Here is a 559-nt window from a genome sequence, read left to right as displayed (position 1 = left end):
GCTTAACGCTTAGAATTTTTCCCAAGTATTTTGAAAAGCGTGGCAAAAGTTTTTTTAAACTTTAAGTAATTTTTCATAAAATTATGAAAATCACCGCGAGCCCAGATTATATCAGTATCAAATAATAAATTTAAGTAAAGGAAGATAGTATGAGATATTTAATTTTATCAATAAGGTGTTTTTTCCTAACTGAAACAAAAAAGAAAATAGCAATATTGCTAATAACAATTTTATTGTTAGGATTATGTATTTCTTTGCCCATTGTTTTTGTTACTGCTGCTAGTAATAAAACAAAATTTGAAAATTCATTTTTAGATAGAGATAGAAGTCGTATATTTTGTGAAAAAAATGAAAAAATAGGTCAAGCAATGATTAAATATAATATAAAAAATAATGAAAATAATAATTCTAATGATATATTTAAAAATAGTAATAAATATACTATATTTTTATGATGTACAAAGAAACCTAATAATTCAGATATTTATAAAGTATATAGTCCTGCTTACTCATTATTTTATTTAAAATATGGAAACATAATAAATTTAAAAAAATTTTG

1 protein-coding gene is annotated in these 559 nt (G+C 21.3%); it reads left to right on the top strand.

The features are described 5' to 3' along the window. Positions 1-149: 149 nt before the first annotated feature. Positions 150-559, top strand: a 410-nt coding sequence (locus TS70_RS06755) for a hypothetical protein (protein WP_198049812.1), incomplete at its 3' end; no start/stop codon positions are given.

This window comes from Spiroplasma sp. hyd1, assembly GCF_016082235.1.
In the GTDB taxonomy this organism is placed as follows: Bacteria; Bacillota_I; Bacilli_A; order Mycoplasmatales; family Mycoplasmataceae; genus Spiroplasma; species Spiroplasma poulsonii.
This window is presented reverse-complemented; position numbering and strand designations above follow the sequence as displayed.